Raw genomic sequence first — 25,999 nt, forward strand, 5'->3', positions numbered from 1 at the left:
CACTCGCACCCGGTCGGCACCACGAGCGGGGAAAGCACGGTCGCTCACGATGCCTCCTGCGCGTCGACACGGGAAACGGCGTCCTTGAAAGCCATCCAGCCCAGCAGCGCGCACTTCACGCGGGCCGGGTACTTGGCCACTCCGGCGAAGGCAACGCCGTCCTCGAGGACGTCCTCGTCGGGCTCGACCTGCCCCCGCCCCTGCATCAGCTCGCCGAACGCGGCCTGCGTCTCGAACGCCTCCCCGACGGTGCGGCCCACGACCAGATCGGTCAGCACCGACACCGAAGCCTGGCTGATCGAGCAGCCCTGGCCCTCGTAGGAGACGTCCTCCACGACCGCGTCCGGCCCCTCGCCTGCCAGCCGGACCCGCAGCGTCACCTCGTCGCCGCAGGTCGGGTTGACCTGGAAGGACTCCGCGTCGAACGGCTCGCGTAGCCCGTGCCGATGCGGTTTCCGGTAGTGGTCCAGGATGATCTCCTGGTACATCTGCTCCAGCTGCATAGCGCCCCTCTACGCCACACCGAAGAAGCGCTGCGATTCGCGCACCGCACCAACCAGCGCCTTGACCTCGTCGAGCTCGTTGTAGAGGTAGAAGCTCGCGCGGACGGTGGCCGGAACCCCCATCACGCGGTGCAGCGGCCAGGCGCAGTGGTGTCCGACGCGGACCTCTACGCCCTCGTTGTCCAGCACCTGGCCGACGTCGTGCGGGTGCACTCCGTCGACCACGAACGACACTGTACCCCCGCGGCTCTCGGTGCTTTCCGGCCCGATGATCCGCACGCCCTCGATCGCCGACAGCTCGTGCAGCGCGAGCTCGGTGAGCCGCCGCTCGTGCTCGGCGATCCGCTCGACGCCCACCACCGACAGGTAGTCGACGGCCGCGCCGAGGCCGATGACCTGCGAGGTCATCGGCACCCCGGCCTCGAACCGCTGCGGCGGCTCGGCGTAGGTGGAGTGGTCGATGTGCACCATCTCGATCATCGACCCGCCGGTGATGAACGGCGGCATCGCGGCCAGCAGCTCGCGGCGGCCGTAGAGCACGCCGACCCCGGACGGGCCGAGCATCTTGTGGCCGGAGAAGACCGCGAAGTCCACCTCCAGCGAGCCGAAGTCGACCGGCTTGTGCGGCACCGACTGGCAGGCGTCGAGCACGGTCAGCGCGCCGACCTGCTTGGCCCGCGTCACCAGCGGCTCGACCGGGTTGACCGTGCCCAGCACGTTGGACTGGTGGGCGAAGGCGACGACCTTGGTCCGCTCGGTGATCACACCGTCCACGTCGGACAGGTCGAGCCTGCCCTCCGGGGTGACGCCGAACCAGCGCAGCGTGGCCCCGGTGCGCCTGCACAGCTCCTGCCACGGCACGAGGTTGGCGTGGTGCTCCATCTCGGTCACCACGATCTCGTCGCCCGGCCCGAGGCGGAAGCGCTCGGCCTCCGCCCCGGACGTGGCGGCGTTGCTCATCGCGTAGGCGACCAGGTTGACGCCCTCGGTGGCGTTCTTGGTGAACACCACCTCGTCGGCGCCGACCCCGATGAAGCGCGCGATCTTCTCGCGGGCGCCCTCGTACGCGTCCGTAGCCTCCTCAGAGAGCTGGTGCGCACCGCGGTGCACCGCAGCGTTGGAGGACTCCAGGAAGGAGCGCTCCGCGTCGAGCACCTGGCGGGGGCGCTGCGAGGTCGCCCCGGAGTCCAGGTACACCAGCGGTCGGTCGTCCCGGACGGTGCGGCTCAGGATCGGGAAGTCCGAACGGATCGCCGCGACGTCCAGGGGTGTGCTCGCACCCGAGGTACGAGGAGGCTGAACGGTCATGACTGGGCAGCCGCCTCCTTCTTGCCGGTGAACCGCACGTAGCCGCTGGTCTCCAGCTCGTCGGCGAGCTCGGCACCGCCGGACTCGACGACCTTGCCGTCGGCGAACACGTGCACGAAGTCCGGGGTGATGTGCTTGAGGATCCGGGTGTAGTGGGTGATCAGCAGGACACCCTTGTCGCCCTCGGAGGTGTAGCGGTTGACGCCCTCGGAGACGACCCGCAGCGCGTCGACGTCCAGACCGGAGTCGGTCTCGTCGAGGATCGCGAACTTCGGCTTGAGCAGGTCGAGCTGCAGGATCTCGTGCCGCTTCTTCTCACCGCCGGAGAAACCCTCGTTGACGCTGCGCTCGGCGAACGCCGGGTCGATGTCCAGGTCGCTCATGGCCTGCTTGACCTCCTTGACCCAGTGCCGGATCTGCGGGGCCTCGCCCCGGACCGCGGTGGCCGCGGTGCGCAGGAAGTTCGACATCGACACGCCCGGCACCTCGACCGGGTACTGCATGGCGAGGAACAGACCGGCGCGGGCGCGCTCGTCCACGCTCATCTCCAGCACGTCCTCGCCGTCGAGCAGGACCTGACCGGAGTCGATCTGGTACTTCGGGTGGCCGGCGATGGCGTAGGCCAGCGTCGACTTGCCGGAGCCGTTGGGCCCCATGATGGCGTGGATCTGGCCCGAGTTCACGGTCAGGTTCACGCCCTTGAGGATCGGCTTGGCGCCTTCCTCGGTCACGACCGAGCCGTGCAGGTCCTTGATCTCCAGGGTGGCCATTTGTTTCGTTTCTCCTGGTGTGTGCGAAAGCTTTGCGGTGTTCAGGCGCCGACCACGGCGAGTTCGGCCTCGATGGCGGCCTCCAGCCGCTCGCGGACCTCGGGCACGGTGATCTTCTGCAGGATCTCGCCGAAGAACCCGCGCACCACCAGGCGTCGTGCCTGCTCCTGCGGGATGCCCCGGGCCATGAGGTAGAACAGCTGCTCGTCGTCGAAGCGGCCGGTGGCGCTGGCGTGCCCGGCGCCCTCGATCTCGCCGGTCTCGATCTCCAGGTTCGGCACCGAGTCGGCGCGAGCGCCCTGGGTGAGCACCAGGTTCCGGTTCAGCTCGAAGGTCTCGGTGCCCTCGGCCTCGGCCCGGATCAGCACGTCGCCGATCCACACCGAGTGCGCGCCGTCGCCCTGCAGCGCGCCCTTGTAGAGCACGTTGCTGCGGCAGTTCGCCACCGCGTGGTCGACCAGCATCCGGTGTTCGAGGTGCTGGCCCGCGTCGGCGAAGTACAGGCCGAGCAGCTCGGCGTCGCCGCCCTTGTCGCCGTAGTTGACCGTGGTGTTGACCCGGACCAGGTCGCCGCCCAGGGTCACGGCCAGGTGCCGGAACACCGAGTCGCGGCCGAGGCCGGCGTGCTCGGAGCTGACCTGGGTGGCGTCGTCGGCCCAGTCGTGGATGGAGACCACCGACAGCCGGGCGGAGTCCTCGACGACGAACTCGACGTTGTCGCCGAGCACCCCGGAGCCCCGGTAGTCGATGACCACGACGGCCTCGGCGAACGGCTCCGCGCGCACCTGGAGGTGGCCGAACGCGGTCTGGCCCTCGCCCGGCCCGTCCACGGTGATGCTGATCGGCGCGGCGGGCTGGGTGTCCTTGGGGACGGTGACGACGGTGGCCTCGGTGAACGAGCTCCACGCCTGCGCGGCCACCCGGTCGGCGGGCACGCCGCCGTCGCCCAGGCGGGCGTCGTCGCGGCCCACGGTCTCGACCGAGGCGGCGTCACCGGCGTCGACGGTCACCTTGACCGAGCCCGTCGCGGTGGCGGTGCCGTCGTGCAGGCCCTTGAGCCGCTTGGTCGGCGTGAACCGCCAGTCCTCCTCGCGGCCACCGGGGACCTCGAACGCCTCGACGTCGTAGGAGGTGAAGCGCTGCCCGCGGGAGGACTGCGGAACGACCGGTCCTCCGTGGGAGTGCTCGGCGAGGCCGTGCTGGGCACCGTCGGGAGTAGTGGTACTCGTCGTCATCTCAGCCGACGGCCCCTTCCATCTGCAGCTCGATCAGGCGGTTCAGTTCCAGTGCGTACTCCATCGGCAGCTCGCGCGCGATCGGCTCGACGAAGCCGCGCACGATCATCGCCATCGCCTCGTCCTCGGTCAGGCCGCGCTGCATCAGGTAGAACAGCTGGTCGTCGCTGACCTTGGAGACGGTGGCCTCGTGGCCCATGGACACGTCGTCGACGCGGACGTCGACGTAGGGGTAGGTGTCGGAGCGGCTGATCGTGTCGACCAGCAGCGCGTCGCACTTGACCGTGGAGGCCGAGTGGTTGGCCCGCTTGGCGACCTTGACCAGGCCCCGGTAGGAGGTGCGGCCACCGCCCCGGGCGATCGACTTGGACACGATCGTCGAGGAGGTGTGCGGCGCCAGGTGCTCCATCTTCGCGCCCGCGTCCTGGTGCTGGCCCTCGCCGGCGAAAGCGACCGAGAGCACCTCGCCCTTGGCGTGCTCGCCCATCAGGAACACCGACGGGTACTTCATGGTGACCTTGGAGCCGAGGTTGCCGTCGACCCACTCCATCGTCGCGCCCTCTTCGGCCTTGGCGCGCTTGGTGACCAGGTTGTAGACGTTGGTCGACCAGTTCTGGATGGTCGTGTAGCGGCAGCGCCCGCCCTTCTTGACCACGATCTCCACGACCGCCGAGTGCAGCGAGTCGCTGGAGTAGATCGGCGCGGTGCAGCCCTCGACGTAGTGCACGTAGGCGCCCTCGTCGACGATGATCAGGGTCCGCTCGAACTGGCCCATGTTCTCGGTGTTGATCCGGAAGTAGGCCTGCAGCGGGATGTCGACGTGCACGCCCGGCGGCACGTAGATGAAGGAGCCACCCGACCACACGGCGGTGTTGAGCGCGGAGAACTTGTTGTCACCGGCCGGGATGACCGAGCCGAAGTACTCCTTGAAGATCTCCGGGTGCTCCCGCAGGCCGGTGTCGGTGTCCAGGAAGATCACGCCCTGGGCTTCCAGGTCCTCGCGGATCTTGTGGTAGACGACCTCGGACTCGTACTGCGCGGCCACGCCCGCGACCAGCCGCTGCTTCTCCGCCTCCGGGATGCCCAGCTTGTCGTAGGTGTTCTTGATGTCCTCGGGCAGGTCGTCCCAGGTCTGGGCCTGCTGCTCGGTGGACCGCACGAAGTACTTGATGTTGTCGAAGTCGATGCCGGACAGGTCGGCGCCCCAGTTGGGCATCGGCTTGCGGTCGAAGAGCTTCAGCGCCTTGAGCCGGGCCTCGAGCATCCACTCCGGCTCGTCCTTCTTGGCCGAGATGTCCCGGACGACGTCCTCGTTGAGACCGCGTCGAGCGCCCTCGCCCGCGGTGTCCGGGTCGGCCCAGCCGTACTCGTAGTTGCCCAGCGTCGCCAGGGTCTCCTCTTGGCTGAGCTGGCCAGAGGTGTTCGGCACCGTGGTGGGTGTGCGCTGCTCCGCAGCGGCAGTCATACGGGCTCCCCTCCATCAGGAATCGGGGCGGTCTCCTGCCGTCCCTTCGGGACCGGGGCGGCAGATTTCGGATCGGTTTCCGCACGCTCGGACCGCGCGAGCGGTACGTGCGTCGTGCAGACCGCATCGCCGTTGGCGATGGTGGCCAACCGCTGCACGTGGGTGCCGAGGACTTCGGCGAAGGCCGCCGTCTCGGCTTCGCACAGCTGCGGGAAGTCCGCAGCCACGTGCGCTACCGGGCAGTGGTGCTGGCAGAGCTGCTCGCCGCTCCCGACGCTTCGCGTCGAGGCAGCGTAGCCCTCGCGGGTCAGCGCGTTGGCCAGCACCTCGGCCCGCTCGGCGGGGTCGTCGCTGGCCGCCAGCGCCTCGCGGTGGTTGGCCACCAGCGCGGCCATCCGCCGTTCGGCGAAGGTGCGGACCGCCTGCTCCCCGTCGGTCTCGGCGATGAACCGCAGCGCGGCCACCGCGAGGTCGTCGTAGGCGTGCCCGAAGCGGGCCCGGCCCACCTCGGTGAGCAGGAACAGCTTCGCCGGCCTGCCCCGGCCGCGGCGGCTGCGGGGGGACGCGTCCCTCGTGTACGCCTCGCCCTCGGCGAGCAGCACGTCGAGGTGCCTGCGCACCGCCGTGGGGCTGACGCCGAGCTCGTCGGCGACCGCCGCGGCGGTGATCGGTCCGCGCTCCAGAAGCAACCGCGCGACCGCGTGCCGGGTGCGCCCGTCCGCGTGCTGCCCGGCCTGGTGGGCCGCGGGGCCCGACTCGGCCGCCGCAGCCGTGGGTGGCGTTCCGGCGTTTTTCACAACACGAATGTTACCTATTTAGCGCGAGCACACCAGAGACCGGGGCCACCACGTGACCTGACTCACCATCGAGCCACCGCAAGCCACCGGTCGGGCGATGCCCGGCGAGCGCGGCCGGGCTGCCCACTACCCTTCGTCATCGTGGTGGCAGCTGACGCAAGCGGACTCGACAGCGGCCGGGCGAACGAGGACGACCCGGCGGAACCGGCACCGCTGGACCGCGCGGAGCGGCGCCAGCTGGACCTGGTCCGCCGGTTCGGCACGACCGGTTCGCTGGTGCTGGCCGTCGGCGCGATCGGCGCGGGCGCCGCGCCGGTGGACAACCCGCTGTCCGGGGTGCGCCTGATCGGGCTGCCCGCCCGGATGCCCACGGTGGCCATGGCCTGCGCCTGGCTCGGGATGCTGATGATCGTCATCTCCTGGCTGTGGCTGGGCAAGCTGGCCTGGCCGGGCCGGGACCGGCTGGTGACGGTGACCCAGCTGGCCCGCACGGTGGCGATGTGGGCGCTGCCGCTGGCGCTGGCGCCGCCGCTGTTCAGCCGGGACATGTACGCCTACCTCGCGCAGAGCGAGATCGCCCACCGCGGGCTGGACCCCTACGTGCTCAGCCCGCTCACCGGCCTGGGCGTGGACCACCCGCTGACCAGCAACGTCAACAACATCTGGCGGGACACCCCGGCCCCGTACGGCCCGCTGTTCCTGATGTTCGGCCGGGTCATCTCCGCCGTCGTCGGCGACAACGTCGTGTTCGGCGTGCTGCTGTGGCGGGTGATCATGCTCACCGGGCTGGCCCTGGCGATCTGGGCGATCCCCCGGCTCGCGCGCCGCTGCGGGGTGCACGCGTCGTGCGCGCTGTGGCTGAGCGTGGCCAACCCGATCACGTTGTTCCACGTGGTCAGCGGCATGCACAACGAGGCCCTGCTGGTCGGGATCATGCTCGCGGCCATCGAGCTCGGGCTGCGCTGGAAGCGGGTGATCGGGATCGTGGTGGCGGCCGTGCTGCTGACCATCGGCGGCGCGATCAAGCCGCCCGGGTTCATCGCGCTGGGCTTCTTCGGCGTCCACATCGCGCGGCGCTGGGGCGGGCGGTTCTCCGACCTGGTCAAGGCCGCCGCGCTGCTGACGGCGGTGTTCCTGGTGACGATGACGGTCATCACCGTCGCCAGCGGCTGGGGCCTGGGCTGGATCGAGACCTACGACGTGCCGAACCGGCTCAAGACCTGGCTGGCCCCGATGTCGGCGGTCGGCATGACCGGCGGCGGGATCTCGATGCTGCTCGGGCTGGGCAACCACACCGACGCGGTGCTGGTCATCACCAAGATCCTCGGCTACGGCGCGGCCGCGGCGGTGTGCCTGCGGATGCTGTGGCTGTCGTTCCGCGGCCGCATCGAGCCGCTGGCCGGGCTCGGCATCACGTTCGGCGCGCTGGCGCTGTTCGGCCCGGTCCTGCACCCCTGGTACCTGCTGTGGGCGCTGGTGCCGCTGGCGCTTTCGACCAACGACAGCCGGTTCCGGATCGCCGCGACCACGATCAGCGCCCTGGTCGCGCTGTTCGTGCCACCCACCGGATCGGGTTACGAGCTGCGGGCGTACCAGATCCCGCTGGCGGTGATCGCCGCGCTGGTGGCGTTCGCGGTGCTGGTCTGGCTGGTGCGCGGCAGGGTGCCGTGGCCGGGCCCGACCCGCAGCGGTGCGCGCCGTGCCACGGCATAGGCTTGACTGTCGTGAGCAACGCCGACAGTCCGGCCGTCGAGCTGCGCGGGCTGAGAAAACGCTTCGCGGACGTGGTCGCCGTCAACGGCCTCGACCTGCGCCTGGAGCGCGGCCAGGTGCTGGCCCTGCTCGGTCCCAACGGCGCGGGCAAGACGACCACGGTGGAGATCTGCGAGGGATTCCAGCGCCCCGACGGGGGGACCGTCCGGGTGCTCGGCCTGGACCCGGCGACGCAGGGTGACCGGCTGCGTCCCCGCATCGGCGTGATGCCGCAGGGCGGCGGCGCCTACCCCGGGGTGCGCGCCGGGGAGATGCTGCGGCTGGTCGCCTCCTGCACCGCCGATCCGCTGGACCCGGCGTGGCTGCTGGACGTCCTGGGGCTCACCTCGGTCGGGCGCGTCCCGTACAAGCGGCTCTCCGGCGGGCAGCAGCAGCGGCTCTCGCTGGCCTGCGCCCTGATCGGCAGGCCGGAGCTGGTGTTCCTCGACGAGCCGACCGCCGGGATGGACCCGCAGGCCCGGCGGCTGGTCTGGGACCTGGTCTCGGCGCTGCGCCGGGACGGCGTGAGCGTGCTGCTGACCACGCACCTGATGGACGAGGCCGAGGCGCTGGCCGACCGGGTCGTGATCGTCGACCACGGCCGCGCGGTCGCCGAGGGCACCGCGGCCGAGCTGACCGAGCCCGAGGACGGCAGGCAGGAACTGCGGTTCCGCTCGCAGTCGGCGCTGGAGCTGGACCTGCTGCTGTCGGCGCTGCCGGAGGGCTGTGAGGCCGCCGAACCGCGCGCGGGCGAGTACGTCATCCGCGGGGTCATCGACCCGCAGGTGGTCTCCACGGTGACCGCGTGGTGCGCCCGGCACGGGGTGCTGGCCGAGGAACTGCGGGTCGGCAGGCGCAGCCTGGAGGACGTGTTCTTGGAACTGACCGGACGGGAGCTCCGATCGTGAGCGCCGAGACGACCTTCCCGGCGGGGACGTTCGCCCCCGCCCCCGGCCGCGGCAGGCCGGGGCGGATGCTGGCCGCGCACACCCGGATCGAGGCGCTGCTGATCCTGCGCCACGGCGAGCAGGCGCTGCTGACGCTGATCATCCCGCTGGCGCTGCTGATCGGGCTGTCCACGCTGCCCATCGGGTCGCTGCCGGAGCCCCGGGTGAACTCGGTGATGCCGCGCATCCTCGCGCTGGCGGTGATGTCGACGGCGTTCACCGGCCAGGCGATCGCGCTGGGCTTCGACCGCCGCTACGGCGTGCTCAAGCGGCTCGCGGCGACCGCGCTGCCGCGCTGGACGCTGATCTGCGGGCGGGTGCTGGCCACACTGCTCGTGGTGGCGCTGCAGGCCGTGGTGCTCGGGATCGCCGCCGCGCTGCTGGGCTGGACCCCGTCGGTGGCCGGGCTGCTGGCGGCGGTGCCGCTGCTGGTGCTGGGCACGCTGACGTTCGGGGCCGCCGGGGTGCTGGTCGGCGGCGCGCTGCGGGCCGAGATCGTGCTCGCGCTGGCGAACGCGATCTGGTTCGTGCTGCTGCTCGCGGGCGGCCTGGCGCTGCCCGCCTCCGACCTGCCCGGGCCGATCGCCGCGGTAGCGGGGGTGCTGCCTTCGGGCGCGCTGGCCGAGGCGCTGGACGCGGCGCTGACCGGCGGTGCGTTCCCGGGTCCGGTGCCGCTGGCCGTGCTGGCCGGGTGGGCCGTGGTCGCGGGCTGGATCGCGAGTCGCACGACGAAGCTCATCTGATCGGGTTACCGAGCAGTAGGGTGACGGCATGACGACGATCGCCCGCCGGGGGAAGAGCTCCCTGGACCTCCTGCACTCGATGATCTACTTCGCGCCCGAGGCCGCCGACGAGTTCGCCGCGCTCGGGCTCGACCGCGGCCTGATGTCCTACCTCGCGGGCCGGTCGGCACCGATGGGTGCCGTCGGCGCCGGCGTGGTCAGCGCGACCTTCTACAACTTCAACCCGGCCAAAGTCGCCGCGGAGATCCCGCGCGCCTGGTCGATCGCCGCGCCTTCCGACGTGATCGCGGCCCGGTTCCGCGCGGTAGACGGCGCGCTGCGGCGGCTGCTCGGCGCCGAGGTGACCTCCGACCTGGTGGCCACGACCGCCGAGCTGGCGCAGGCGGCGACCCAGGACCTCCGGCCGGACGGCAAGCCGCTCTACGCCGCGCACGCCGACCTGGCGTGGCCGGAGGAGCCGCACCTGCGGTTGTGGCACGCGGTCTCGCTGCTCCGGGAGTTCCGCGGCGACGCGCACATCACGGCCCTCCAGCGCGCCGGGCTCAGCGGGCTCCAGGCGCTGGTCCTGCACGTGGCCACCGGCGAGGGGTTCACGGCCGAGGCCGCGCGCAGGACCCGCGTGTGGTCGGAGGACGAGTGGGCGGCCGGGGTTTCGGAACTGCGGCAGCGCGGTCTGGTCGACGCCGACGGGGCGATCACGGAGCAGGGCGCGGCGCTGCGCGAGGAGGTCGAGACCGAGACCGACGCGATGTCGGCCGGTCCGTGGGAGTCCCTGAGCGGCGACCAGCTGGACGTGCTGCTGGGCAACGGGTCCCAGCTGAGCAGGGCGTTGCTGGCGGCGGGAGCACTCCCGCCGGGCCTGTTCGCGAAGCGCTGAGAGTCGGGCCCGGGGCTGTCAAGCCCTGGCGGCAACGTGAATCGGGCTTGCACTTACCATCGGTTCCGTGCAGAGTTCCCGAACTCCTCGCTCCGCCTCGTTCTGGGTGCGCGTGCTCGCGCTGGCCGTGGTCGTCACCCAGGCCCTGATCTCGGTGACCGGCTCGGTGGTGCGGGTGACCGGCTCCGGGCTCGGCTGCCCGACCTGGCCGCAGTGCTTCCCGGGCAGCATGGTCCCGGTCGCCCACCCCGAGGTGGCGACGCTGCACCAGGTGATCGAGTTCGGCAACCGCACGCTGACCGGCGTGGTCGGCTTCATCGCGCTGGGCTGCTTCATCGCCGCGCTGCGGGTGCGCCCGCGCAGGCCGCGGCTGGTCCGGCTCGCGCTGGTGATGCCGGTCGGCGTGCTCGCGCAGGCGGTCATCGGCGGCATCACCGTGCTGGTCGACCTGGAGTGGTGGAGCGTGTCGATCCACTTCCTGGCCTCGGCGGTGCTGATCTGGCTGGCGACGTTGCTGTTCAAGGCCGCCCGCGAGGGCGACCGGGAGCCGGTCCTGGTGGTCACCCCGGCGATGCGGAGGCTGCTGGTCGCGGTCACGGTCGTGACCGCCGCGATGCTGACCGCGGGCACGCTGGTCACCGCCGCGGGCCCGCACGCGGGCGACCCCGACACGCCCCGGCTCGACCTGCCGATCCCGACCCTGGTTCAGGTGCACGGGCTGCTGGTGATGGCCTACGTCTGCCTGCTCGCCGTGTTCGGCGTGTGGCTGCGCAGCGCGCGGCCGACCAAGGGGCTGCTCCGGGCGTACGTGGCGGCGTGCGTGCTGGTCCTCGCGCAGGGCGCGCTCGGGTCGATCCAGTACGCGATCGGCGTTCCCGCCGCGCTCGTGGTGCTGCACGTGACCGGCGCGTCGCTGGTGATCATCGTGACCGCGCTGCTGTGGGGCGAGTCCCGCTTCCGCGGCCCCGTCCCGGCCGAGCCGAGCCCCGCCAAGGAAACCGTCGCGGCCTGACGTTTCCGCCAAGCGGCTGACCACCGCTTCCGGAATGCGGCGGTCAGAACCGGAGTTTGGGGCGCCCTTCGCGCTCCCACCGCTTCCACAGCTCGGGCATCTCGCCGGACAGCCACCGGTAGAACTCGTGCACCGTGCGCAGCCGCCGGGCTCGCTCGCCCTGGCCGCTGAACATCCGCAGGCCCGCCTCGGTGAGCTCCTCGAGCTCGGTGACGCGCTGCATGCGGTGGCGGACCAGGTGCGGCCAGCGGTCCTCCTCCACCCGGTACAACGCGGCCTCCCGGCCCTGCCGGGTGGTCCGGGAGATGATGCCCAGCCGCATGAGCAGCCGCACGTTGGTGCTGACCGAGCCGGTGCTGGCGCTCAGCGCGTGCGAGAGCTCCGCGGCGGTGCGCTCCGGCGGGTCGCAGATCAGCAGGAACGCCAGGATGCGCCCGGCGATCAGCGGCATGGCCTCGGTCGCCTCGAAGTGGGCGGCCATCTGCTCGATCCACTCCGACATCGCGGGACGGTCGGTGCGCTGCGCGTACTCGGCCACGCCTGCTCCTCTGAGATCGACTTTAGTCGTCGCTGAAAAGATAGGCGAAGGCAAACGCGGAAGCCAGTACCCGGTGCCCGCGAGTCGGGGTCAGCGCCGTGCCAGCGCGCCGCGGACGGCCGAGGCGAACCGCTGCCGCGCCGTGCCGTCGGTCTGGCGGAATCCGAGGGACGGCTCGGCCAGTTCCAGTTCGAGCAGCAGAGGTTCGCCCTCGCCTCCGCGCACCAGATCCACCCGCGCGTAAAGCAGATCCGACCGGTGCAGGCCGAGCACTCCGGCCGCGGCGTCCATCGCGTCCTCCGCGGCCCGGCGCAGGTCGCGGGCAGGGTCCACCGGGCGCAGCCGCTCCTCGACGAACAGCCCGGACCCGTCCACGACCGCCGACTCCGACAGCATCGGACCCTTGACGAACGCGTGCGAGTACACGCCGCCGAGGAAGACCAGCGCGGTCTCCCCCTCGGTGTCGACCGCCCGCTGGTAGGGCTGCAACACCGCGACCCCGGTCAGCGCGTCGAGGTGCGCCCGCGCGGCGTCGAGATCACCGTCGAACCGGGCGGCGCCGCGCGAACCGGCTCCCACCGCGGGCTTGACCACGAACGGGCCCACCGGCCAGACCGGCGAGCGCCCGGGGTGGACGAGCTCGGTGGGAACCACGTCCAGCCCGGTGGCGGCGAGGTCGACCAGGTAGGACTTGTCGGTGTTCCACTCGATCACGCTGGCGGGGTTGGCCAGGGCCGGTACCGCCGCGCACCAGGCGAGGAACTCGTCCCGCCGGTCGACGTAGTCCCAGGTGGACCGCACGACGACCAGGTCGGCGCGGGCGAAACCGCCGTCCGGGTCGTCCCAGGCGGCCCAGGACGCGTCGACGCCGACCTCGGCCAGCGCCTCGGGCAGGGACGTGTCGTCCCCGTCGGACTCGGGCAGTTCCCGGCAGCTCGCCAGCAGCACCCGGGGCGTCACCGCGCCCGCGGCCCCGCCATCTTCCGGCGGTGCGCCGCACCGATCTTGAGGGCCCCGGTGGTCTCGCCGTCCCACTCGGACGCGGTCAGCTCGCCGACCGCCTCGACCAGCGCCTCGCCGGTCGCGACGTCGGCGACCATCACGTCGCCGAGCGCGCCGTCGGCGCCGATGAGCACGACGCGGGCGCCCGCCTGGCCCAGGTTCTCCACGACCGCCCGCGCGGACTTGCCGTGATCGCGCACGAACGCGGTCGCCGCCGCGACCTCCCTGGAGCCGGGCCTGGCCGTGTGTTCCTTCTCCGCTGCCATGGCTGGATCCTAGTCACAGGCGCCACCCGGCCAAGCAGTTCGTGAGCCAGCCCTCCCCCGCTCCGTTTGGGAAGATCACGGCGGCACCGGTGGTTGCACCGGGCACCAGGCGTTCGATCCGAAGGAGACAGGCATGCGCGCGATCCGGGTACAGGCCAACGGCGGGCCGGAGGTCCTGGAGCTCGCCGAGGTCGGCAGTCCGAGTCCGGGGCCCCGCGAGGTGCTGGTCGACGTCGCCGCGGCTGGCGTGAACTTCATCGACACCTACCAGCGCTCGGGCGTCTACCAGCTGCCGCTGCCGTTCACGCCCGGCTCCGAGGGCGCGGGCACCGTCGCCGAGGTCGGCGCGGAGGTCACCGAGTTCGCGCCCGGCGACCGGGTCGCCTGGGCCATGACGCCCGGCAGCTACGCCGAGCGGGCGGTGGTCCCGGCCGACAAGGTGGTCAAGGTGCCCGAGGGCATGGACGAGCGCACGGCCGCCGCCGCGCTGCTGCAGGGCATGACCGCGCACTACCTGGTCACCTCGACCTACCCGGTGCAGACCGGCGACACCGCGCTGGTGCACGCCGCCGCGGGCGGGATGGGGCTGCTGCTGACCCAGCTGGTCAAGGCCAGGGGCGGCAACGTGATCGGCACGGTTTCCACCGAGGAGAAGGAGAAGCTCGCCAGGGAGGCAGGCGCCGACCAGGTCATCCGCTACACCGAGGCCGACGTCGCCGAGGAGGTCCGCGACCTCACCGACGGCCGGGGCGTGGACGTGGTCTACGACGGCGTCGGGCGGACCACGTTCGACGCGAGCCTGGCCAGCCTGCGCCCGCGCGGCCTGCTCGCGCTGTTCGGCGCGGCCAGCGGGCCGGTCCCGCCGGTGGACCCGCAGCGGCTCAACACCGCCGGTTCGGTGTTCCTGACCCGGCCGAGCCTGGCCTCCTACATCCTGACCAGGCAGGAGCTGGACTGGCGCGCGGGCGAGCTGTTCGAGTGGATCTCGAAGGGTTCGCTGCGCATCACCGTCGGCGGCACCTACCCGCTGGCCGACGCCCGGCGCGCGCACGAGGACCTCGAAGGCCGCCGCACCACCGGCAAGCTGCTGCTCCTGCCGTGAGGTTGCGCCGACGGTGAACCGGGGTCCGCGGGCCGGCCCCGCGTGCTCTGATAGCGGGATGCGCGTGCTCGTCCTGGGCGGAACCCGGTTCATCGGCCGCCGGATCACCGAGGAGCTGGTGAGCCGGGGCGACGAGGTGTGCGTCGTCCACAGGGGACGCACCGCACCCGCGATCCCGGTGCGGCAGCTGCACGTCGATCGCCGGGACCTGGCCACCGCCGCCTCCCGGATCCGGGACTTCGCCCCGGACGCGGTGGTCGACACGCTCGCGATGACGCGGGCCGACGCCGAAGTCCTGCCCCACCTCCCGGACGTGCCGCTGGTCGTGCTGTCCAGCATGGACGTCTACCGCGCGTACGAGCGGCTGCTGGCCGGGCGGGGCGGCATCCCGGTGCCGATCGCCGAGGACTCGCCGCTGCGCGAGGAGCGCTACCCGCACCGGGGCGCCGCGAGCCCCGACGGCTACGACATCGACATGGACAGCTACGACAAGCTCGACGTCGAGCCGCTGTACCTGGCCCGGGGCGGGACGGTCCTGCGGCTCGGCGTGGTCTACGGGGAACGGGATCCGCAGGCGCGTGAGGAGTTCGTGCTGCGCCGCGTCCGTGCCGGGCGCGGGCGGATCCCGGTCGGTCCGGCGAACCTGCTCTGGTCGCGGGTGCACGTCGACGACGTCGCGCAGGTGGTGCTTGCCGCGCTGGACAATCCCGCCGCGCGCGGGGAGATCTTCAACATCTGCGAGAGCACCACGGTCACGATCGGGGACTGGATGCGCCAGATCCTCGACGCCGCCGGTCACCAAGCCGAACTGGTCGAGGTCGCCGACGTCCCGCCGGACCTGGTCCTGACCGGAGCACCGGCCCAGCACCTGCTGTTCAGCAACGACAAGGCGCGCCGGGTGCTCGGCTGGGAGCCCGCCGACCCCGCGGTGGCGGTGGCGAGGTCGGTGCGCTGGCACCTCGCGCACCCGCCCGCCGACAGCGACCCCGACTTCAGCACCGACGACCGGGCTCTGGGAGGCCCCGCATGCGCACCATCGGACTGATCGGCGGGATGAGCTGGGAATCCACCGCCGAGTACTACCGCGTGCTCAACGAGGAGACCCGCCGCAGGCTCGGCGGCCTGCACTCGGCGCCGTGCGTGGTGTACTCGCTCGACTTCGCCGAGATCGAGCGGATGCAGGCCGAGGGCCGCTGGGACGAGGCGGCCAAGGCCCTCGTCGCGGCCGGGCAGGCGCTGGAGCGCGCCGGCGCCGAGTTCGCGGTGCTGTGCACCAACACCATGCACAGGGTCGCCGACAGCCTGGAGTCCGAGCTCGGCATCCCGCTGCTGCACCTCGCCGACGCGACCGCCGCGGCCGTCCGCTCCGCCGGGGTCGACCGGGTGGGCCTGCTGGGGACGGCGTTCACGATGGAGCAGGCGTTCTACCGGGACCGGCTGGCGTCGCACGGCATCGACGTCCTGGTGCCCGACGCCGACGACCGGGCACTGATGCACCGGGTGATCTACGACGAGCTGTGCCAGGGCGTTGTCCGCGAGGACTCGCGGGCGGCTTACCGCCGGATCATCGCCGGCCTGGCCGAGGACGGGGCGCGGGGGATCGTGCTGGGCTGCACCGAGATCGAGCTGCTGGTCACCGCGCAGGACAGCCCGGTGCCGGTGTTCCCGACCGCCCGGCTGCACGCGGTCGCCGCCGTGGACCGGGCGCTCAGGTGATGCTGAGCCCGTTTGGAAGGGCCAGATCGGAAGCAAGGCCAGAAAGGCTCAGAAGAAGGGCCAGCCGAGCACGGGAAGGCTCAGCGCCGAGTCCACCGACAGCGCGACGCACACGATCATCAAGTACGTGTTGGACAGGTGGAACAGCTTCAGCGGCTTGGTCGGCTCGCCCCGGCGGGTCTGCGCGTGCAGCTTGTGCGCCAGGTACAGGAACCACGCTCCGGCCAGGACGGCGAACGTCGTGTAGATCCAGCCGGTGGCCGGGGCCAGCAGCAGCGTCCACAGCACCATCAGCCAGGTGAAGACCACGATCTGGCGGGACACGTAGGTGGGCTCGGCGACCACCGGGAGCATCGGGACCCCGGCGCGCTCGTAGTCCTCCTTGTACTTCATCGCCAGCGACCAGGTGTGCGGCGGAGTCCAGAAGAAGACGATCCCGAACATCACGAACGCGGGCCAGTCCACCCGGCCGGTCACGCCCGCCCAGCCGATGACCACCGGCATGCATCCGGCGGCCCCGCCCCAGACGATGTTCTGCGCCGTCCGGCGCTTGAGCACCAGCGTGTAGACGAAGACGTAGAACAGGATGGTGGCCACGGCCAGCGCGGCCGACAGCAGGTTCGCCGTCGCCCACAGCCACGCGAACGACCCGACGCCCAGCACGATGCCGAACACCAGCGCGTGCCGGTTGGACACCGTGTGCCGGACCAGCGGCCGGGCGCGGGTGCGCTTCATCACCTGATCGATATCGGCGTCGGCGACGCAGTTGAGGGCGTTGGCGCTGCCCGCGGCCATCGTCCCGCCGATCAGCGTCGCGAACACCAGCCAGGGCGACGGGATGCCGCGCGCGGCCAGCAGCATCGCCGGGATGGTGGTCACCAGCAGCAGCTCGATGACCCGCGGCTTGATCAGCCCGGCATAGGCTTTCAGCAGCTCCGCGGGCCTCCGGGCGTGCCGGGGCCGGGGGGCGTCGACGGCGGTGGTCACGACGCTGCGCTCACCGACGGCATGGCACTCCTTGGTCATTCCGGGACGGTCCGCGCATCTCGCGCGAGCCGGGAACAGCCCCGGCACGGACCGTGGTGAATAGTAGGCCCGCTACCTGAGAGGCCCACGGTCGGGTGGCCCTCGGCACGGCGGTCCACCACCGCCGATGTCACCGAGTGACTACGCCCACCGGGGTGTTCTGGGTATTCTCGACGCCGTTCCCGCCGTCAGCGAGGTGCGGGGTGCGGTCCCGGCCAGAGGTTGTCCCCGAGGCTGGCACTGCCTCGGCTGTGGCCCTGGCAGGCACCGGTCACGCGACCGCCGGCCCTGAGACCGCGAGGCGGACCAGGGAGTCTTGCGCGTGTGCAACGCGGAAGTGACATCAATTCAGACGGGTGAGCAGGCCGGTGATCGGACCCGACTAGGCTGCCCGTCGGACGAGGGATAACAGCGGTTCGGATCGGTCAAGTCAGCGACCGCGATCCACCGCGCCGAAGGGAACTGGAGCTGCGTCCGTGTCCGTCACCGACGATCTTGCCCGCTTGACCACCAAGCGCCTCCCCGCAGACTGGACCGAGTTGGACCAGCGCGCCGTGGACACGGCTCGGGTCCTGGCCGCCGACGCGGTCGAGAACTGCGGCAGCGGCCACCCAGGCACCGCGATGAGCCTGGCCCCCGCCGCCTACGCGCTGTTCCAGCGCGTCATGCGGCACGACCCCAACGACGCCGAGTGGATCGGCCGCGACCGCTTCGTGCTGTCGGCGGGCCACTCGAGCCTCACGCTGTACGTCCAGCTGTTCCTGTCTGGCTACGGCCTGGAGCTGGACGACCTGAAGGCGCTGCGCAAGTGGGACTCGAAGACCCCGGGGCACCCCGAGTACGGCCACACCACGGGCGTCGAGACCACCACCGGCCCGCTCGGCCAGGGCCTGGCCACCGCGGTCGGCATGGCGATGGCCGCGCGCCGCGAGCGCGGGCTGTTCGACCCCGAGGCCGCGCCGGGTGAGAGCGTCTTCGACCACCACGTGTACGTGATCGCCTCCGACGGCGACATCGAGGAGGGCGTGACCTCCGAGGCGTCCTCGCTGGCGGGCACCCAGCAGCTGGGCAACCTCACGGTGATCTACGACGCCAACGAGATCTCCATCGAGGACGACACCCGCATCGCGCTGTCCGAGGACACCGCCAAGCGCTACGAGTCCTACGGCTGGCAGGTGCTCACCGTGCACGGCGGTGAGGACGTCGCCGGTCTGCTGGAGGCCATCGAGACCGCCAAGGCCGAGACCTCCCGCCCGACGCTGATCGTGCTGCGCACCGTGATCGGCTACCCGGCGCCGACCAAGATGAACACCGGCAAGGCCCACGGCGCCGCGCTGGGCGCCGAGGAGGTCGCCGGCGTCAAGAAGGCGCTGGGCTTCGACCCGGAGCAGTCCTTCGAGGTCGCCCCCGAGGTGCTGGAGCACGCCCGCAAGGCCGCCGAGCGGGGCCGGGCCGCGCACGCCGAGTGGCAGACCGCGTTCGACGCGTGGGCCGCGGCCAACCCGGAGCGCAAGGCGCTGCTGGACCGGCTGAGCAAGCGCGAGCTGCCCGCGGGCTGGCACGAGAAGCTGCCGACCTACGAGGTGGGCGGCAAGGCCGTCGCCACCCGCAAGGCGTCCGGTGAGGTGCTGGCCGCGCTGGCCGACGTGCTGCCGGAGCTGTGGGGCGGTTCGGCCGACCTGGCCGAGAGCAACAACACCACGATGAAGGGCGTCGACTCGTTCGGCCCCACCGAGATCTCCACCGGCACGTGGACCGCGCAGCCCTACGGCCGCACGCTGCACTTCGGCATCCGCGAGCACGCGATGGGCTCGATCCTCAACGGCATCGCGCTGCACGGCGGCACCCGCCCCTACGGCGGTACCTTCCTGATCTTCAGCGACTACATGCGGCCCGCGGTGCGGCTCGCGGCGCTGATGAAGACCCCGGTCGTCTACGTGTGGACGCACGACTCGATCGGCCTCGGCGAGGACGGCCCGACCCACCAGCCGATCGAGCAGCTGGCCTCGCTGCGCGCGATCCCCGGCCTGTCGGTGGTCCGCCCGGCCGACGCCAACGAGACCGCCGCGGCGTGGAAGGCGATCCTGGAGGACACCAGCGGCCCGGCCGGTCTGGCGCTGACCCGCCAGGGCGTGCCGACGCTGGAGGGCACCGACGCCGACGGCGTGGCCAAGGGCGGTTACGTGTTGGCCGAGGCCGCCTCGGGAACCCCGGAACTGGTGATCATCGCCACCGGCTCCGAGGTCGAGCTGGCCGTCGAGGCCCGGAAGGTCCTGGAGGCCGACGGCGTTGCCACCCGCGTGGTCTCGATGCCGTGCGTGGAGTGGTTCGACGCGCAGGACGAGACCTACCGCGAGCAGGTGCTGCCCAGGGGCGTGCGCGCCCGGGTGGTCGTCGAGGCCGGTATCGCGCAGCCGTGGTACCGCTTCGCCCGCGACAACGGCGAGATCGTCTCGATCGAGCACTTCGGCGCCTCCGCGGACTACAAGACCCTGTTCAAGGAGTTCGGCTTCACCGTCGACGCCGTGGTGGCGGCGGCGCGCAGGAGCCTGGACAACGCGCGCGGCGACGCGTGAGTGGAGGAAACCCAGTGACCACCAACAGCAAGCTCACCGCGCTGAGCGAGGCGGGCGTCTCCGTCTGGCTGGACGACCTGTCCCGCAAGCGGATCAACTCGGGCAACCTCGCCGAGCTGATCTCCGACTACGCGGTCGTGGGCGTCACCAGCAACCCGACCATCTTCGCCAAGGCGCTGTCCAACGCCGAGGACTACGACGAGCAGGTGCGCGAGCTGGCCGCCCGCGGCGCGAGCGTCGACGACGCCGTCCGCGAACTGACCACCCGCGACATCCGCGAGGCCGCGGACATCTTCCGCAACGTCTACGAGGCCGGGCACGACGGCCGGGTGTCGCTGGAGGTCGACCCGCGGCTGGCGCACGACACCGAGCGCACCGTGGCCGAGGCCGTCGACCTGTGGAAGGCCGTGGACCGGCCGAACCTGATGGTCAAGATCCCGGCGACGGTCGAGGGCCTGCCCGCGATCACCCGGGTGCTGGCCGAGGGCATCAGCGTCAACGTCACGCTGATCTTCTCGGTGGACCGCTACCGCGACGTCATGGACGCCTACCTGGCCGGTCTGGAGCAGGCCAAGGCGAACGGGCACAACCTCGCCGAGATCGCCTCGGTCGCGTCGTTCTTCGTCTCCCGCGTGGACACCGAGATCGACAAGCGGCTGGAGTCGATCGAGGGCGGCCAGGACCTGCGGGGCAAGGCGGCCATCGCCAACGCCCGGCTCGCCTACGCCGCCTACGAGGAGGTCTTCGCCTCCGAGCGCTTCAAGGCGCTGGCGGCCGACGGCGCCAAGGCGCAGCGCCCGCTGTGGGCCTCGACCGGGGTGAAGGACCCGTCGTACTCCGACACCCGCTACGTCGACGAGCTGGTCGCGCCGAACACGGTCAACACCATGCCGGAGGCGACCCTGTTCGCCACCGCCGACCACGCCGACGTCCGCGGCGACACCGTCTCGGGCGCCGGGGCCGAGTCGCAGCGGGTGTTCGACGAGCTGGCCGAGGCCGGCATCGACCTCGACGACGTGTTCGCGGTGCTGGAGAGCGAAGGCGTCGACAAGTTCGAGAAGTCCTGGGAAGAGCTGCTGCAGACGGTTCGCGAGCAGCTGGAACAGGCCAAGTAGGTGGGAAGCGGGAAGTGCCGGTCGGATCCGACCGGCACTTCCCGTTCGTCCGGCGCGGCTGGTCCTTCCCGATATGGCTCCGCCGTGCCGGATCAAGCAGACTGTGGGCGCGCCGCCGGTGTCGCGCCCGCCGCAACGCCGAGGACGCTGGAAGGGTCCGTCCGGGCCCTTCCGGCCGATGGCCGCTCACGACCACCGGCCGGTGCGCACCTTGGTTCCAACCCACGCTTCCAAGATCGAGCGCTGAAGGAATTGCATGGCGACCGAAACTTCTGTCGAGATCTCCGACGAGGCGCTGGCGGCCGAGGCCCGACCACTGGTCGAGCGGCTGGTCACCGACGCGGTGGCAAGCGGGCTGGCCGCCCAGGACGCGACCCTGTGGGGCCCCGACGCCGAGAGCGAGGCGTCGATCCGGCTGTCCTGGACCACCCTGCACGAAACCTCCCGGCCGCTGCTGGCCGAGATCGACGCGCTGCGTGCGGAACTGCACGCCGACGGCCTGGACCGGATCGTGCTCGCGGGCATGGGCGGTTCCTCGCTGGCTCCCGAGGTGATCACGGCGACCGCCGGGGTGCCGCTGACCGTGCTGGACACCACCGATCCCGGGCAGGTCGCCGACGCGCTGTCCGGTGACCTGGAGCGGACCGTGCTGGTGGTGTCGTCGAAGTCGGGCACCACCGTGGAGACCGACAGCCACCGCCGGATCTTCGAGCGCGCGTTCGCCGCGAACGGAATCGATCCTGTGACCCGCATCATCGTGGTCACCGACCCGGGCTCGCCGATGGAGCAGGCGGCGAAGCAGGCCGGGTACCGCAAGGTGTTCACCGCCGACCCGCACGTCGGTGGCCGCTACTCCGCGCTGACCGCGTTCGGCCTGGTGCCCGCCGGGCTGGCAGGCGCGGACGTCGCGACGCTGCTCGACGACGCGGCCGCCGCGTTCGCCGAGGTACGCGCGGACTCCGCCGACAACCCGGCGCTGCGGCTCGCGGCCGGACTGGCCGCCGCGCACGACAAGGGCGCCGAGAAGGTCGTGTTCGCCGACACCGGCTCGGGCATCAAGGGCTTCCCGGACTGGGTCGAGCAGCTGATCGCCGAGTCCACCGGCAAGAACGGCACCGGCCTGCTGCCGGTGGCCGCCGAGAACACCAGGGCACCCGGGTTCGCCGACGCGGGCGCGGACGCGACGACGGTGGCGATCGGCCCGGCCCAGGACGGTGCGCGGATCGGCACCAGCGGTCCGCTCGGCGGCCAGTTCCTGCTGTGGGAGTTCGCGACCGCGATCGCGGGCAGGCTGCTGGGCATCAACCCGTTCGACCAGCCCGACGTCGAGGCCGCGAAGAAGGCCGCGCGCGAGCTGCTGGACACCGCGGGCGGCGGCCCCGCCGTCACCCCGGCGACGGTAGACGGCTCGATCGAGGTGCACGCCTCCGACGGCTGGCTGTCGGCCGGCGTGGGCACCGTCGCCGAGGCGCTGCGGGCGTTCCTGGCGACCGCGCCGCGCGCGGGCTACCTGTCGATCCAGGCGTACCTGGACCGGCTCGACGACGCGTCGGCGGCGGTGCTGCGGCCGGAGCTGGCGCGCCGCACCGGCCTGCAGACCACGTTCGGCTGGGGTCCGCGGTTCCTGCACTCCACCGGGCAGTACCACAAGGGCGGCCACCAGAACGGGATCTTCCTGCAGATCACCGGTGCCGCCGAGGAGGACCTGGCGGTCCCCGACCGGCCGTACACGCTGGGCGAGCTCCAGCGCGCCCAGGCGCTGGGCGACGGCCAGGTGCTGGCCGAGCACAACCGGCCGGTGCTGCGACTGCACCTCAACGACCGGGCCGCGGGCCTGGTCGAACTGGTGAAGGCCATCGAGGGCCTGCACCAGGACCACGCCCACGAGGACAAGGCCGCACAGGAGGACAAGGCGTGAGTTCCAGCGCGCAATGGCAGAACCCGCTGCGGGATCCGCGGGACAAGCGGCTGCCGCGCATCGCCGGGCCGTCCGGTCTGACGATCTTCGGGGTGACCGGGGACCTGTCCCGCAAGAAGCTGATGCCGGCGATCTACGACCTGGCCAACCGCGGGCTGCTGCCGCCGGGCTTCGCGCTCACCGGGTTCGCCCGCCGCGACTGGGCCGACCAGGACTTCGGCCAGGTCGTCTACGAGGCGGTCAAGGAGCACGCCCGCACCCCGTTCCACCAGACCGTGTGGGACCGGCTGGCCGAGGGCTTCCGGTTCGTGCCCGGCTCGTTCGACGACCCGGCGGCATTCGACCGGCTCGCCGATACCGTCAAGCACCTCGACGCCGAGCGCGGCACCGGTGGCAACCACGCGTTCTACCTGTCGGTGCCGCCGTCGGCGTTCCCGACCGTGCTCAAGCAGCTGTCCCGGTCCGGGCTGACCGAGCAGACCCCCGACACCTGGCGGCGGGTCGTGATCGAGAAGCCGTTCGGCCACGACCTGGCCAGTGCCCAGGAGCTGAACCGGATCGTCAACGAGGTCTTCCCCGAGGACTCGGTGTTCCGCATCGACCACTACCTCGGCAAGGAGACGGTGCAGAACATCCTGGCGCTGCGCTTCGCCAACCAGCTGTTCGAGCCGATCTGGAACGCCCACTACGTCGACCACGTGCAGATCACGATGGCGGAGGACATCGGGCTGGGCGGCCGGGCCGGCTACTACGACGGCATCGGCGCGGCGCGCGACGTCATCCAGAACCACCTGCTGCAGCTGATGGCGCTGACCGCGATGGAGGAGCCGGTCTCGTTCTCCCCGCAGGACCTGCGGGCGGAGAAGCTGAAGGTGCTCTCGGCGACCAAGCCGGTCGGCCCGTTCGACCAGACCGCCGCGCGCGGCCAGTACGCGGGCGGCTGGCAGGGCGGTTCGCTGGTGCCCGGCCTGCACGAGGAGGGCGGTTTCGCCGCCGACTCCACCACCGAGACCTACGCCGCGATCACCCTGGAAGTGGAGAGCAGGCGCTGGGCGGGTGTGCCGTTCTACCTGCGCACCGGCAAGCGGCTGGGCCGCCGGGTCACCGAGATCGCGGTGGTGTTCAAGCGCGCGCCGCACCTGCCCTTCGACGCCACCATGACCGAGGAGCTGGGGCAGAACGCGCTGGTGATCCGGGTGCAGCCGGACGAGGGCGTGACGATGCGGTTCGGTTCGAAGGTGCCGGGGACCTCGATGGAGGTCCGCGACGTGACCATGGACTTCGGTTACGGGCACGCCTTCACCGAGTCCTCGCCGGAGGCCTACGAGCGGCTCATCCTCGACGTGCTGCTGGGCGAGCCGTCGCTGTTCCCGGTCAACGAAGAAGTAGAGCAGTCCTGGAAGATCCTCGACCCGGTGCTGGACTACTGGGCGTCCCACGGGAAGCCGGAGTCCTACAAGGCCGGGACCTGGGGTCCGCCGTCGGCGGACGCCATGATGGCCCGCACCGGCCGCGTCTGGAGGCGACCGTGATCATCGACCTGCCCTCGACCACCACCTCGAAGGTCAACAAGAAGCTGGTCGAGCTGCGCGAGACCGGCGGCGCGGTCGCGCTGGGCCGGGTGCTGACGCTGGTGATCGTCACCGGTGACGGCACCGAGGTGGAGAAGGCCATCCAGGCCGCCAACGACGCCAGCCGGGAGCACCCGGCGCGGGTGATCGTGGTGGCGCGCGGCGCCAAGGACGCCGCGGCCCGGCTGGACGCCCAGATCCGCGTCGGCGGGGACGCGGGCGCGTCGGAGGTCATCGTGCTGCGGCTCTACGGCGCGCTGGCCGACGAGGGCGCCGGGTCCGTGGTGCCGCTGCTGCTGCCGGACGCGCCGGTGGTGGCGTGGTGGCCGACCGACGCGCCGGAGTCCCCGGCCAAGGACCCGATCGGCGCGCTGTCGCACCGCCGGATCACCGACGCCGCGGCCGAGGCGGACCCGATCGGCGCCCTGCAGGGCCGGATCCGCTCCTATGTGGACGGTGACACCGACCTGGCGTGGACCCGGCTGACGTCCTGGCGCGCGGTGCTGGCCGCGGCGCTGGACCTGCCGCCGTTCGAGCCGGTGACCGCGGCGACGGTGACCGGTGCGGCGGACTCGCCGTCGACCGACCTGCTGGCGGCCTGGCTGGCCGGCTACCTGCAGATCCCGGTGCGGCGGGTGGAGCACCCGCGCGGGCCGGGCATCGTCTCGGCGGTGCTGGAGCGGCCGTCGGGCAACGTCGAGATCGTCCGCCCGGACGGCAAGGTCGGGTCGCTGACCCAGCCGGGCCAGCCGGACCGGCGGGTGGCGTTGCAGCGGCGCGAGGTCCGCGACTGCCTGTCCGAGGAGCTGCGGCGGCTGGACCCGGACGAGATCTACGAGGCCACCCTGCAGGGCCTGACCATGATCACCCGGGACGGCGAGGAGCAGGCGGAGGAGGACCGATGAGCCACGCTTTCCTCCTGGCTCATCGAAGCCGACCGGGCGCGGGTGTCCCGCAAGACACCGAGGAAGGACAGGAGTCGTGACCGCACCCCAGGTCGTCGTGCACAGCGGCGGCGACGTGCTCGCCGCCGCTGCCGCCGCCCGGCTGATCACCACGATCGTCGACGCGCAGCACGCGCGCGAGATCGCCTCGGTGGTGCTCACCGGCGGCCGGACCGGGATCGGCGTGCTGGAGCAGGTCCGCCTCTCCCCCGCCCGCGACGCGGTGGACTGGAGCCGGGTGGAGCTGTACTGGGGCGACGAGCGGTTCCTGCCCGACGGAGACCCGGAGCGCAACGAGACTCAGGCCCGCACGGCGCTGCTCGACCACGTCGGCATCGACCCGTCGCGGGTGCACCCGATGATGCCGTCGGACGGCAAGTTCGGCGACGACGCCGACGCCGCGGCAGCGCACTACGCGGAGCTGCTGGCGACCGAGGCGGACGCGGCGACCGACGTCCCGGTGCCCGCGTTCGACGTGCTCATGCTCGGCGTCGGCGAGGAGGGCCACACGGCTTCGCTGTTCCCGGACACGCCGTACGTGCGCGAGTCCGAGCGGATGGTCGTGGGCGTGCACGACTGCCCGAAGCCGCCGCCGACGCGGATTTCGCTGACGCTGCCCGCGATCCGGGCCGCGCGCGAGGTCTGGCTGATGACCACCGGTGCGGCGAAGGCCGAGCCGGTGGCCGGCGCGCTCGGCGGAGCCGACGCGGTCGACATCCCGGCGGCGGGCGCGCACGGACGCGCGCGGACGCTGTGGCTGCTCGATTCCGCGGCCGCGGCGGGGGTTTCCGCTTAGCTGCCGGCTTTGCGACGGCC

At 71.9% G+C, this 25,999-nt stretch carries 24 protein-coding genes; 14 read left to right on the plus strand and 10 right to left on the minus strand.

The genetic code is table 11. The features are described from left to right. Window positions 1–44: 44 nt before the first annotated feature. From sufU to ABD691_RS24295, 6 genes are read right to left on the minus strand one after another with little or no spacing between them, the layout of a single operon-like run. Window positions 45–503: a Fe-S cluster assembly sulfur transfer protein SufU gene (gene sufU / locus ABD691_RS24270; protein WP_344683397.1), complete on the minus strand. Its 459-nt coding sequence runs from the start codon at window positions 501–503 to the stop codon at window positions 45–47. Between the two features lie 9 nt (window positions 504–512). Then, a complete protein-coding gene (locus ABD691_RS24275; protein ID WP_344683398.1) occupies window positions 513–1,811 on the minus strand; it encodes a cysteine desulfurase in 1,299 nt (432 codons plus the stop codon). Next, the gene (sufC, locus tag ABD691_RS24280; protein ID WP_344683399.1) at window positions 1,808–2,581 is read right to left on the minus strand and encodes a Fe-S cluster assembly ATPase SufC; all 774 of its coding nucleotides are present in this window, start codon (window positions 2,579–2,581) and stop codon (window positions 1,808–1,810) included. The genes ABD691_RS24275 and sufC overlap by 4 nt, the downstream gene beginning before the upstream one ends. Before the next feature lie 41 nt (window positions 2,582–2,622). Beyond that, entirely contained in the window at window positions 2,623–3,816 is a 1,194-nt protein-coding gene (gene sufD / locus ABD691_RS24285) for a Fe-S cluster assembly protein SufD (RefSeq protein ID WP_344683401.1), read from the minus strand. 1 nt (window position 3,817) lies between these two features. Continuing rightward, a complete protein-coding gene (gene sufB, locus ABD691_RS24290; RefSeq protein ID WP_344683404.1) occupies window positions 3,818–5,281 on the minus strand; it encodes a Fe-S cluster assembly protein SufB in 1,464 nt (487 codons plus the stop codon). After that, on the minus strand, window positions 5,278–6,078 hold the full coding sequence (locus ABD691_RS24295; RefSeq protein WP_344683406.1) for a helix-turn-helix transcriptional regulator: 801 nt from the start codon (window positions 6,076–6,078) through the stop codon (window positions 5,278–5,280). The genes sufB and ABD691_RS24295 overlap by 4 nt, the downstream gene beginning before the upstream one ends. A 144-nt stretch (window positions 6,079–6,222) precedes the next feature. Between ABD691_RS24295 and mptB the strand changes: the two genes are divergently transcribed. The 5 genes from mptB (at window position 6,223) to ABD691_RS24320 (ending at window position 11,409) form a co-directional block, all read left to right on the plus strand. Beyond that, a complete protein-coding gene (gene mptB, locus ABD691_RS24300) occupies window positions 6,223–7,791 on the plus strand; it encodes a polyprenol phosphomannose-dependent alpha 1,6 mannosyltransferase MptB (protein ID WP_344683407.1) in 1,569 nt (522 codons plus the stop codon). A gap of 11 nt (window positions 7,792–7,802) precedes the next feature. Next, a complete protein-coding gene (locus tag ABD691_RS24305) occupies window positions 7,803–8,738 on the plus strand; it encodes an ABC transporter ATP-binding protein (protein WP_344683408.1) in 936 nt (311 codons plus the stop codon). Between the two features lie 65 nt (window positions 8,739–8,803). Further along, on the plus strand, window positions 8,804–9,520 hold the full coding sequence (locus ABD691_RS24310) for an ABC transporter permease (RefSeq protein ID WP_344683523.1): 717 nt from the start codon (window positions 8,804–8,806) through the stop codon (window positions 9,518–9,520). A gap of 28 nt (window positions 9,521–9,548) precedes the next feature. After that, window positions 9,549–10,397: an SCO6745 family protein gene (locus ABD691_RS24315; RefSeq protein WP_344683410.1), complete on the plus strand. Its 849-nt coding sequence runs from the start codon at window positions 9,549–9,551 to the stop codon at window positions 10,395–10,397. A 67-nt stretch (window positions 10,398–10,464) separates the two neighbouring features. After that, window positions 10,465–11,409, plus strand: a complete 945-nt coding sequence (locus tag ABD691_RS24320; protein WP_344683411.1) for a COX15/CtaA family protein — start codon at window positions 10,465–10,467, stop codon at window positions 11,407–11,409. 43 nt (window positions 11,410–11,452) lie between these two features. Here the strand turns inward: ABD691_RS24320 and ABD691_RS24325 are convergent, their stop codons facing one another. The 3 genes from ABD691_RS24325 to ABD691_RS24335 all read right to left on the minus strand — a co-directional run bounded on the left by ABD691_RS24325 (window position 11,453) and on the right by ABD691_RS24335 (window position 13,215). Further along, window positions 11,453–11,947: a GbsR/MarR family transcriptional regulator gene (locus tag ABD691_RS24325; protein WP_344683412.1), complete on the minus strand. Its 495-nt coding sequence runs from the start codon at window positions 11,945–11,947 to the stop codon at window positions 11,453–11,455. Between the two features lie 90 nt (window positions 11,948–12,037). Further along, entirely contained in the window at window positions 12,038–12,907 is an 870-nt protein-coding gene (locus tag ABD691_RS24330) for an ATP-grasp domain-containing protein (RefSeq protein ID WP_344683414.1), read from the minus strand. Then, window positions 12,904–13,215 (minus strand): hypothetical protein, encoded by a 312-nt coding sequence (locus ABD691_RS24335; RefSeq protein WP_344683416.1) that lies wholly within the window; start codon window positions 13,213–13,215, stop codon window positions 12,904–12,906. The genes ABD691_RS24330 and ABD691_RS24335 overlap by 4 nt, the downstream gene beginning before the upstream one ends. A 133-nt stretch (window positions 13,216–13,348) precedes the next feature. On the opposite strand from ABD691_RS24335, the gene ABD691_RS24340 reads away from it, so the two are divergent. The 3 genes from ABD691_RS24340 to ABD691_RS24350 are packed head-to-tail and all read left to right on the plus strand — an operon-like array spanning window position 13,349 to window position 16,033. Next, window positions 13,349–14,317: a quinone oxidoreductase family protein gene (locus tag ABD691_RS24340; protein WP_344683417.1), complete on the plus strand. Its 969-nt coding sequence runs from the start codon at window positions 13,349–13,351 to the stop codon at window positions 14,315–14,317. Between the two features lie 58 nt (window positions 14,318–14,375). Then, window positions 14,376–15,362 (plus strand): NAD-dependent epimerase/dehydratase family protein, encoded by a 987-nt coding sequence (locus tag ABD691_RS24345; protein ID WP_344683419.1) that lies wholly within the window; start codon window positions 14,376–14,378, stop codon window positions 15,360–15,362. Next, window positions 15,344–16,033: an aspartate/glutamate racemase family protein gene (locus ABD691_RS24350; RefSeq protein WP_344683421.1), complete on the plus strand. Its 690-nt coding sequence runs from the start codon at window positions 15,344–15,346 to the stop codon at window positions 16,031–16,033. Before ABD691_RS24345 ends, ABD691_RS24350 begins: the two co-directional genes overlap by 19 nt. A 48-nt stretch (window positions 16,034–16,081) precedes the next feature. Here the strand turns inward: ABD691_RS24350 and ABD691_RS24355 are convergent, their stop codons facing one another. Further along, a complete protein-coding gene (locus ABD691_RS24355) occupies window positions 16,082–17,059 on the minus strand; it encodes a heme o synthase (RefSeq protein WP_344683423.1) in 978 nt (325 codons plus the stop codon). 476 nt (window positions 17,060–17,535) lie between these two features. Between ABD691_RS24355 and tkt the strand changes: the two genes are divergently transcribed. From tkt to pgl, 6 genes are all read left to right on the plus strand, one after another. After that, window positions 17,536–19,635, plus strand: a complete 2,100-nt coding sequence (gene tkt / locus ABD691_RS24360; RefSeq protein WP_344683424.1) for a transketolase — start codon at window positions 17,536–17,538, stop codon at window positions 19,633–19,635. A 14-nt stretch (window positions 19,636–19,649) separates the two neighbouring features. Then, complete coding sequence (gene tal, locus ABD691_RS24365; protein ID WP_344683426.1) at window positions 19,650–20,750, plus strand: transaldolase; 1,101 nt, start codon at window positions 19,650–19,652, stop codon at window positions 20,748–20,750. A 256-nt stretch (window positions 20,751–21,006) separates the two neighbouring features. After that, window positions 21,007–22,668, plus strand: coding sequence for a glucose-6-phosphate isomerase (locus ABD691_RS24370; protein ID WP_344683428.1), 1,662 nt, complete (start codon window positions 21,007–21,009; stop codon window positions 22,666–22,668). Then, window positions 22,665–24,200 (plus strand): glucose-6-phosphate dehydrogenase, encoded by a 1,536-nt coding sequence (gene zwf, locus ABD691_RS24375; RefSeq protein WP_344683429.1) that lies wholly within the window; start codon window positions 22,665–22,667, stop codon window positions 24,198–24,200. Before ABD691_RS24370 ends, zwf begins: the two co-directional genes overlap by 4 nt. Next, entirely contained in the window at window positions 24,197–25,144 is a 948-nt protein-coding gene (gene opcA / locus ABD691_RS24380; RefSeq protein ID WP_344683431.1) for a glucose-6-phosphate dehydrogenase assembly protein OpcA, read from the plus strand. Before zwf ends, opcA begins: the two co-directional genes overlap by 4 nt. Window positions 25,145–25,220: 76 nt before the next feature. Then, a complete protein-coding gene (pgl, locus tag ABD691_RS24385) occupies window positions 25,221–25,979 on the plus strand; it encodes a 6-phosphogluconolactonase (RefSeq protein WP_344683433.1) in 759 nt (252 codons plus the stop codon). Window positions 25,980–25,999: the final 20 nt, after the last annotated feature.

The sequence above is a fragment of the Saccharopolyspora taberi genome (assembly GCF_039534165.1).
GTDB lineage: Bacteria > Actinomycetota > Actinomycetes > Mycobacteriales > Pseudonocardiaceae > Saccharopolyspora_D > Saccharopolyspora_D taberi.

Bases quoted from the DNA above. Each gene is read 5' to 3' on its own strand.
- sufB (WP_344683404.1), bottom strand. From the start codon at position 5,281: ATGACTGCCGCTGCGGAGCAGCGCACACCCACCACGGTGCCGAACACC.
- ABD691_RS24350 (WP_344683421.1), top strand. From the start codon at position 15,344: ATGCGCACCATCGGACTGATCGGCGGGATGAGCTGGGAATCCACCGCC.
- ABD691_RS24310 (WP_344683523.1), top strand. From the start codon at position 8,804: ATGCTGGCCGCGCACACCCGGATCGAGGCGCTGCTGATCCTGCGCCAC.
- ABD691_RS24370 (WP_344683428.1), top strand. From the start codon at position 21,007: ATGGCGACCGAAACTTCTGTCGAGATCTCCGACGAGGCGCTGGCGGCC.
- ABD691_RS24315 (WP_344683410.1), top strand. From the start codon at position 9,549: ATGACGACGATCGCCCGCCGGGGGAAGAGCTCCCTGGACCTCCTGCAC.
- ABD691_RS24275 (WP_344683398.1), bottom strand. From the start codon at position 1,811: ATGACCGTTCAGCCTCCTCGTACCTCGGGTGCGAGCACACCCCTGGAC.
- ABD691_RS24340 (WP_344683417.1), top strand. From the start codon at position 13,349: ATGCGCGCGATCCGGGTACAGGCCAACGGCGGGCCGGAGGTCCTGGAG.
- ABD691_RS24335 (WP_344683416.1), bottom strand. From the start codon at position 13,215: ATGGCAGCGGAGAAGGAACACACGGCCAGGCCCGGCTCCAGGGAGGTC.
- sufD (WP_344683401.1), bottom strand. From the start codon at position 3,816: ATGACGACGAGTACCACTACTCCCGACGGTGCCCAGCACGGCCTCGCC.
- sufC (WP_344683399.1), bottom strand. From the start codon at position 2,581: ATGGCCACCCTGGAGATCAAGGACCTGCACGGCTCGGTCGTGACCGAG.
- ABD691_RS24355 (WP_344683423.1), bottom strand. From the start codon at position 17,059: ATGACCAAGGAGTGCCATGCCGTCGGTGAGCGCAGCGTCGTGACCACC.
- sufU (WP_344683397.1), bottom strand. From the start codon at position 503: ATGCAGCTGGAGCAGATGTACCAGGAGATCATCCTGGACCACTACCGG.
- ABD691_RS24345 (WP_344683419.1), top strand. From the start codon at position 14,376: ATGCGCGTGCTCGTCCTGGGCGGAACCCGGTTCATCGGCCGCCGGATC.